The organism is Pseudomonas gorinensis (genome assembly GCF_042015035.1).
GTDB classification, from domain to species: domain Bacteria; phylum Pseudomonadota; class Gammaproteobacteria; order Pseudomonadales; family Pseudomonadaceae; genus Aquipseudomonas; species Aquipseudomonas gorinensis.
On sequence record NZ_CP167125.1, the window covers coordinates 4,517,711 to 4,525,322 of the forward strand.

Here is a 7,612-nt window from a genome sequence, read left to right on the forward strand (position 1 = left end):
GTAAGTCCATGACCGACCGCCGTACGTTTCTCAAACAGGCCGGGGTAATCGCCGCCAGCCTGCCGCTGGGCGCTGCCCTCCTGCCCCAGGCATCGGCCGCCAGCGCGCCGGACAGCCCATGGGCGGACCTCAAGCAACTGTTCGACCAGGATCCGAGCTACCTGCACTTCTCCAACTTCCTGGTGGCGTCACACCCCAGGCCGGTGCGTGAGGCCATCGAACGCTACCGCCGACAGATCGACCGCAACCCTGGCCTGGCGATGGACTGGGGACGTGAAGAAGCCTGGAAACGCGAAGGCCAGGTGCGCGAGTGGGCCGGCCGTTACTTGAAGGCCAGCCCGCCCCAGATCGCCCTCACCGGCAGTACGTCCGAAGGGCTGGCGATGATCTATGGCGGGATCAAGGTGCGGCCCGACCAGGAGATCCTCACCACGGTTCACGAGCATTACGCCACGCAGAACTGCCTGGATTTTCGTGTCGCCAAGCAAGGCACCCAGGTGCGCCGCATCCGCCTGTTTGAACAGGCCAGCCAGGTCTCCATCGACGAGGTGCTGGGCAATATCCAGCACTCGATCCGCCCCAACACCCGCGTACTCGGCATGACCTGGGTGCAGTCCGGCAGCGGCGTGAAGCTGCCCATCGGCGAAATCGGCCAACTGGTCGCAGAACATAATCGCAACCGTGACGATCAGGACCGCATCCTGTATGTGGTCGACGGCGTGCACGGTTTCGGCGTGGAAAACCTCGACTTCCCGGATATGCACTGCGACTTCTTTATCGCCGGCACCCACAAATGGATGTTCGGCCCCCGTGGCACCGGGCTGGTCTGCGCCCGCGACCCGGTGAATAAATACGTCACGCCGATGGTGCCCACGTTCTCCGAAGACAAGGACTTCGCCACGATCATGACGCCCGGCGGCTATCACGCCTTCGAGCATCGCTGGGCGGCGGACGAGGCCTTCAAGCTGCATTTGCAACTGGGCAAGGCGCAGGTACAGACGCACATCCATGCCCTCAACACCGAACTGAAAACCCAGCTGCTGGCCCTCCCTCAGGTCGAACTGGTCACGCCTCGCAGCCCCGGCTTGTCGGCCGGTTTCACCTTTTTTCGGGTCAAGGGCCAGGACAGCGACGCCGTAGCGGATTACATGATGAACAACCGCGTGGTGATCGATGCGGTGGACCGCGATGTTGGACCGGTGATCCGCACCGCCCCCGGCTTGCTCAATAACCTCGATGAGATCCAACGCTTCATAAGCCTGCTGAGCCAGCAAGTGTGACGGTGATTTTTCCCTTTGAACGAGAGGCTCCCATGACTCCATTGCGACTCACCCCTTTGACCGCCTTGACGCTGACGGCCCTGTGCACGGCATGGCTGCCCAACCTGGCCCAGGCAGCCACGCCGCAACCCGGAAAAGTGTTCAAGGACTGCAAGGACTGCCCGGAAATGGTGGTATTGCCGGCCGGCACCTTCACCATGGGCACCCCGGCAGATGAAGTCGGCCGCGAGCCGGACGAAGGCCCACTGCATGACGTGACCTTCGCCAAGCCCTTCGCCATGAGCCGCTTCCAGATCACCGCCGGCGAGTGGGACAGCTACGTGCGCCAGACCGGGGTGAAGATCGCCGACGGCGACACCCGCCCCGGCCGCGAATGCATCGCCAGCAAGCCACGCTATCCTCAGGGCCCGCGCCAACCGGCAGTGTGCATGGACATGGACGACATCAAACGCTACGTGGCCTGGCTGTCGAAAAAGACCGGGCAGCAGTACCACATGGTCAGCGAGTCCCAACGTGAATATGCCGCGCGCGCAGGCTCGACCGGGCCATTCCCCTTCCCGTTCGACGAGGGCAAGGGCTACAGCATCGCCCAGCACGCCAACACCTACGGCCCGGCGGATGGGTACAGCTATTCGTCGCCGGTGGGCAGCTACCCGCCGAATGCGTTTGGCATGTATGACATGCACGGGAACGTCTATGAGCGGGTGGCCGACTGTTACCACGCGGATTACATCGGCGCGCCCACCGATGGCAGTGCCTGGGTCGAGCCCACGTGCGAGCTGTACCAGATTCGTGGCAATGACTGGGGTGAGGCGCCGGTGTTCTCGCGCTCGGGCAATCGCAACAACATCTACCCGCAGACCCGCGGGGATTGGATCGGCTTCCGCGTCGTGCGCGATCTCTAAGCCCAGCCCCTACCCTGTAGGAGCGAGCGTGCTCGCGAAGAACTCATTGGCACCGCGCTGATCCTGAATACACGCGTTATCGTTGACGTCTTTCGCGAGCAAGCTCGCTCCTACAGGGGATCGCGGCGCTTCAGCCTTTGAGCGCCAGCAACTCCAAACCTTCATGCAACGCCGGGAACAGGCTGTTGTTGAAGTTGTTCCAACGCAGTTCAAGGATGGTGTCGTCCGGCGAGATCTCGGTCTTGAGTACGTCGTGGAACACTTCGCCGGAATCGATGCCATTGTCCACGTAGTGGAACGAGGCGCCGGTCAGGTACAGCGGCTCGCACGGTGTGGTCGCCTTGGTCGCCCAATCCACCACCGCTTGCCCCCGCGCGCCGTACAGCGCATTCCAGGTGGCATAGGCACCACGGCGCTCGTACGGCGACTCGATACGGGTAATGCCCGGGTGGATATTCATGATCCGACGCGCGAACGGCGCACCTGGGCGCACCAGTTCATCGAGAATCACCAGCAAACCATCCAGCACCACGATGTCGGCCTTCAATTCGACCAGCGTGTCATACAGGCGACGTTCGAAATCCTGCTTGCCGGCGATATGCTCCGCACTGCCCCGTGGCAGACGGCGATAGGTGGACGGCACGCTCAGCAGCAGGTCGTTGACCAGGCGCCCCTGCACCCGCAAGTCCGCGGGGTACAGCCATGGGCGCCCAGGCGTGCAGGAAAAGCCATAGTCGGCGACCAGTTGCTGGTCCCGTGGGTTCTGCTCGTCATCGTCATACACCACGCCCACCAGGTGGTAGGCCTCGCCCAGCGGCGTGTCGTTCAGCGACCCCACCAGAAACTCCAGTACCGACTTCATGTAGCGCTCATGGTCCTTGTAGGCCACCGGCTGCCCGGCCTTGTCGGCGGCAGCATTTCTCAGGGACCAGACATACACCAGGTTCTTCTTCGTCATTGTTTCGCTCTCGCTGAAGGGACCACGCCCCGCGTCGTTACGCGTGCGCCTACAGAACAAGAACGAGCCAGCCGCCCGGCAATTTATCCGTCACTGCCGCCGCCGGGCATACCGAGCTAAATACTCGCGCCGACGCTTCGTTTGTCATGGGTAAGGGTCTGTGTGCCCAGCCCCCTCTTTTTCACTCTCCGGGATGTACTTATGACCGACCCCAAGCGCGGCGCCTTCAGCGGTTTGCTCGCATTGCTCAGGCCCTTTCGCACCCTCGTGACGGTCTCCGTTGCCCTGGGCATGGCGGGTGGCCTGGCCATCACCTTGCTGCTGGCGACTATCAATAATGCCCTGCACGCCTCCACCGGCATGACCCAGGGCGTGATCCTGGCCTTTGCCGCGCTGTGCCTGCTGGCCCTGACCAGTTCGATCGTGTCGGACATCGGCACCAACTATGTCGGTCAACGCATCATTGCCGCGCTGCGCAAGGACCTTGGCGAAAAAGTCCTGTCGGCGCCTATCGAGCAGATTGAACAGTATCGCTCCCACCGCCTGATCCCGGTGCTGACCCACGACGTCGACACCATCAGCGACTTTTCCTTCGCCTTTACACCCCTGGCGATCGCCACCACCGTCACCCTCGGTTGCCTGGGCTACCTGGCGTACCTGTCGGTGCCGATGTTCCTGATGATGATCGTGGCCATCGTCATCGGCAGCAGCGTGCAGTTCATTGCCGGCCACAAGGGCATTCGTGGCTTTGACGAAGCCCGCGACCTGGAAGACGAGTTGCAGCGCTACTACTCGGCGATCGCGTCAGGCGCCAAGGAGCTGCGTATCCACCGCCCCCGACGCTTTCGCATGAACACCCATCGCATCCAGGAAACCGCCGACCGCATCAGCGATATCCAGGTGCGCTCGGTGAATATCTACATCGTGGCCAAGACCTTTGGCTCGATGCTGTTCTTCGTGGTGATCGGCCTGGCCCTGGCGATGCAGGCCTACAACCCCAACCCCGACCCCGCGGTGATCACCGGTTTCGTGCTGGTGCTGCTCTACATGAAAGGCCCGCTGGAGCACGTAGTGGGTTACCTGCCGATTATCGGCAAGGCGCGGATTGCCTTTGCGCGTATCACCGAACTGTCCGAACGCTTCTCGTCGCCGGAACCGCACCTGCTGATGGATGGCAGCGAGGCGCCGACACCGGTGGTGCACAGCCTGGAGTTGCGCGGCGTCAGCTACAGCCCGCCGGCGGTGGAAGGCAGCCAGCCATTTCACCTGGGGCCGATCAACCTGAGCATCAAGCAGGGCGATATCGTGTTTATCGTCGGTGAAAACGGTTGCGGCAAGACCACGTTGATCAAGCTGTTGCTGGGCCTGTATCAGCCCCACGCCGGGGAAATCCGCCTCAATGGCGAGACCGTCACCGACCCGCTGCGCGATGACTATCGCCAATTGTTCACGACGGTGTTCGCCGACTATTACCTGTTCGATGACCTCGTCCAGGGCAGCGCCACCCAGTCGCTGGACAGCGCCACCCGGTACCTGGAGCGCCTGGAAATCGCGCACAAGGTCAGCGTCAAGGACGGCGTATTCAGCACCACCGACCTGTCCACCGGCCAGCGCAAGCGCCTGGCGCTGGTCAACGCCTGGCTCGAAGAACGCCCCGTGCTGGTGTTCGACGAATGGGCCGCCGACCAGGACCCGGCCTTCCGACGCATCTTCTACACCGAGCTGCTGCCGGACCTCAAACGCCTGGGCAAAACCATCATTGTGATCAGCCACGACGACCGTTACTTCGATATCGCCGACCAGTTGGTGCGCCTGCGCGCGGGCCAGGTGGTGCATGAAATGGCACCGGCGTGAAATTTTTTTCCGGTTTCTCCAGTTAGGAACGTCTCACTAGTGGTAATGAGAACCAGACTCAATAAATACTTATAAACTGCCCACTTCACACACAGAAGAGAAAGCATTCATGTCAGTACGACTCGGTCTGAGCCCCCTGAGCAAAGCGCTATCCATGCGACGGGCCCTGAACTTCAACCTTACGCCCTGCGCGCTCGCGATTGCGGTATCGCTGCCCATCGCCGGGTATGTACAGGCCCAGGAGCTCGAGATCGATATTCCTGCACAGCCGTTGGGGACGGCGTTGCAGGAATTTGGCCGCCAGACCAATCTGCAAGTGCTGTACAGCCCGACCGATGTGCAAGGCAAGAACAGCACTGCGGTCAAGGGCAAGCAAGCACCCGACAAGGCGATCGCCTCGCTGCTCAACGGCACGGGTGTCCACTACAGCCTGCAAGGCAACGCCGTGACCATCAGTGCAGCCGCGACTTCGGGGCTGGAACTGGGGGCTACGCAAGTCACCGCTAACCAGTTGGGCACCGTGACGGAAGGCACCGGCTCGTATACCCCTGGCACTATTGCCACGGCGACACGCATGGTGCTGACGCCTCGCGAAACGCCGCAGTCGATCTCGGTGGTGACGCGCCAGGTGATGGATGATTTCGGGCTTAACGCCATCGATGACGTCATGCGCCATACCCCGGGCATCACCGTGTCGACCTACGACACCGAGCGCACCAACTACTATTCCCGTGGCTTCTCTATCGTCAACTTCCAGTACGACGGCATCCCGACCCTGCGTGACGCCCAATACTCAGCGGGCCAGACCCTGACCGACATGGCGATCTACGACCGTGTCGAGGTCCTCAAGGGCGCCACCGGCCTGCTCACCGGCGCTGGCGGCCCAGGGGGCACCATCAACCTGATCCGCAAAAAACCGACTTCCGAGTTCAAGAGCAGCATCGAACTGGGCGCCGGATCCTGGGACAACTACCGCTCCCAGGTCGACGTCAGCGGTCCCCTGACCGAAACCGGCAATGTGCGTGGCCGTGCCGTCGCGGCGTATCAGGACAAACAATCGTTCCTTGACCACTACTCGCGCAAGACCGGTGTGCTCTACGGCATCCTCGAATTCGACCTGGACGAAAACACCCTGTTGACCCTCGGCGCCGACTACCAGGACAGCGATCCGAAAGGCTCCAGCTGGACCGGCACACGGACCATCTTTGATGCAACGGGAAACAAGCTGAACCTGCCGCGTTCGTTCAACAACGGCCCGAAATGGGGTTCATGGGAGCAATACAGTCGTACCGCTTTCGCGACCCTGGAACACACCTTTGACAATGGCTGGGTCACCAAAGGCCAATACAACCACCAGATCAACGGCTATAACGCGCCTCTGGGCTACATCTCCCAGGACTCCGCCACCGCCAGCTCCATCTACGCACGCAAATACGTGGGCGACACCACCAGTGACAGCCTCGATGTGTACGCCTCGGGGCCATTCGAGCTGTTCGGCCGCGAACACGAACTGGTGATCGGCCAGTCCCTGTCCATTTCCAAATGGAAAGCCAAGGACTACACCGCGACCACTTACTTCAACAACTCCTATGACTTCTACAATTGGAATGGCCAAGCCATCGAGCCGCTGTGGACCGCCACCAAGATCAATGACGAAACCACCCGCCAGACCGGTACCTACGTCACGGGCCGCTTCAGCCTGACGGACGAGCTGCACCTGTTGCTCGGCTCGCGTATCGCCAACTACCAGGTCACCGGTACCAGCGACACCCAGGAAAGCGGCAAGGTGGTGCCGTATGCGGGCCTGACGTATGACCTGAACGACAATTTCACCGCGTATGCCAGCTACACCGAAATCTTCCAGCCCCAAACCCAGTACCGCACCCGCACACGCGCCATGCTTGCCCCCAACGAGGGCAAGAACTATGAGCTTGGCGTCAAGGGTGAATTCTTTGGCGGCCGTTTGAATTCCAGCCTCGCCTACTTCGAAGTGCACGAAGAAAACCGCCCGCTGGCCGACACGGCGTGGAACTCCCAGCCGGGCGTCGACTATTCGTACATCGGCACCAAGACCAAGACCAAGGGCTACGAAGCGGAAATCTCCGGCGAATTGGCCCAGGGCTGGCAACTGCAAGCGGGCTACACCCACAAGATCGCCCGCGATGACGATGGCAAGAAGGTCGCGACCTGGGAGCCGGAAGACCAAGTCAGTTTCTATACCACCTATAAACTCCAGGGCAACCTGGACAGGCTCACCGTCGGTGGCGGCGCGCGCTGGCAGAGCGCTGGCTGGCAGACCGTCAACAACTGGGGCTACCCCGGTGGTGGCCGCTCCGAGAAATTCACCCAAGACCCGTACTGGCTGGTTGATTTGATGACCCGTTACCAAGTGACCGATAACCTTTCGGCCACCCTCAACGTCAACAACCTGTTCGACAAGCACTACTACACCAACATCGGTTTCTATGACTCGGCTTACCCTGGCGACCCACGCAACGTGATGCTCACCACGCGCTGGGACTTCTAACCCCGCAACCCGCAAAGCCCCTGGTCACTCCGTGGCCAGGGGCTTTTTTGTGCCCGCTGCGCAAGCCTGGATGAACACGCGGTATCAG

5 protein-coding genes are annotated in these 7,612 nt (G+C 61.5%); 4 read left to right on the top strand and 1 reads right to left on the bottom strand.

Going from position 1 to position 7,612, the window contains the following annotated elements:
- Positions 1-8 precede the first annotated feature (8 nt).
- Together AB7933_RS20475 and AB7933_RS20480 are read left to right on the top strand one after the other, a co-directional pair.
- Positions 9-1,280, top strand: a complete 1,272-nt coding sequence (locus tag AB7933_RS20475; RefSeq protein WP_024076048.1) for an aminotransferase class V-fold PLP-dependent enzyme — start codon at positions 9-11, stop codon at positions 1,278-1,280.
- Between the two features lie 32 nt (positions 1,281-1,312).
- The gene (locus AB7933_RS20480; RefSeq protein ID WP_024076049.1) at positions 1,313-2,185 is read left to right on the top strand and encodes a formylglycine-generating enzyme family protein; all 873 of its coding nucleotides are present in this window, start codon (positions 1,313-1,315) and stop codon (positions 2,183-2,185) included.
- A gap of 130 nt (positions 2,186-2,315) precedes the next feature.
- On the opposite strand, the gene AB7933_RS20485 is transcribed toward AB7933_RS20480, so the two are convergent.
- Complete coding sequence (locus tag AB7933_RS20485; RefSeq protein ID WP_024076050.1) at positions 2,316-3,143, bottom strand: N(5)-hydroxyornithine transformylase PvdF; 828 nt, start codon at positions 3,141-3,143, stop codon at positions 2,316-2,318.
- Positions 3,144-3,344: 201 nt separating this feature from the next.
- Here AB7933_RS20485 and AB7933_RS20490 point away from each other — a divergent pair, with 201 nt between their 5' ends.
- Both AB7933_RS20490 and AB7933_RS20495 read left to right on the top strand, forming a co-directional pair.
- Positions 3,345-4,997 carry a cyclic peptide export ABC transporter gene (locus tag AB7933_RS20490; RefSeq protein ID WP_024076051.1) on the top strand — a complete coding sequence of 551 codons (1,653 nt, stop codon included), beginning with the start codon at positions 3,345-3,347 and terminating at the stop codon, positions 4,995-4,997.
- Between the two features lie 154 nt (positions 4,998-5,151).
- A complete protein-coding gene (locus AB7933_RS20495; protein WP_081730345.1) occupies positions 5,152-7,524 on the top strand; it encodes a TonB-dependent siderophore receptor in 2,373 nt (790 codons plus the stop codon).
- The last annotated feature ends 88 nt before the right edge of the window (positions 7,525-7,612 follow it).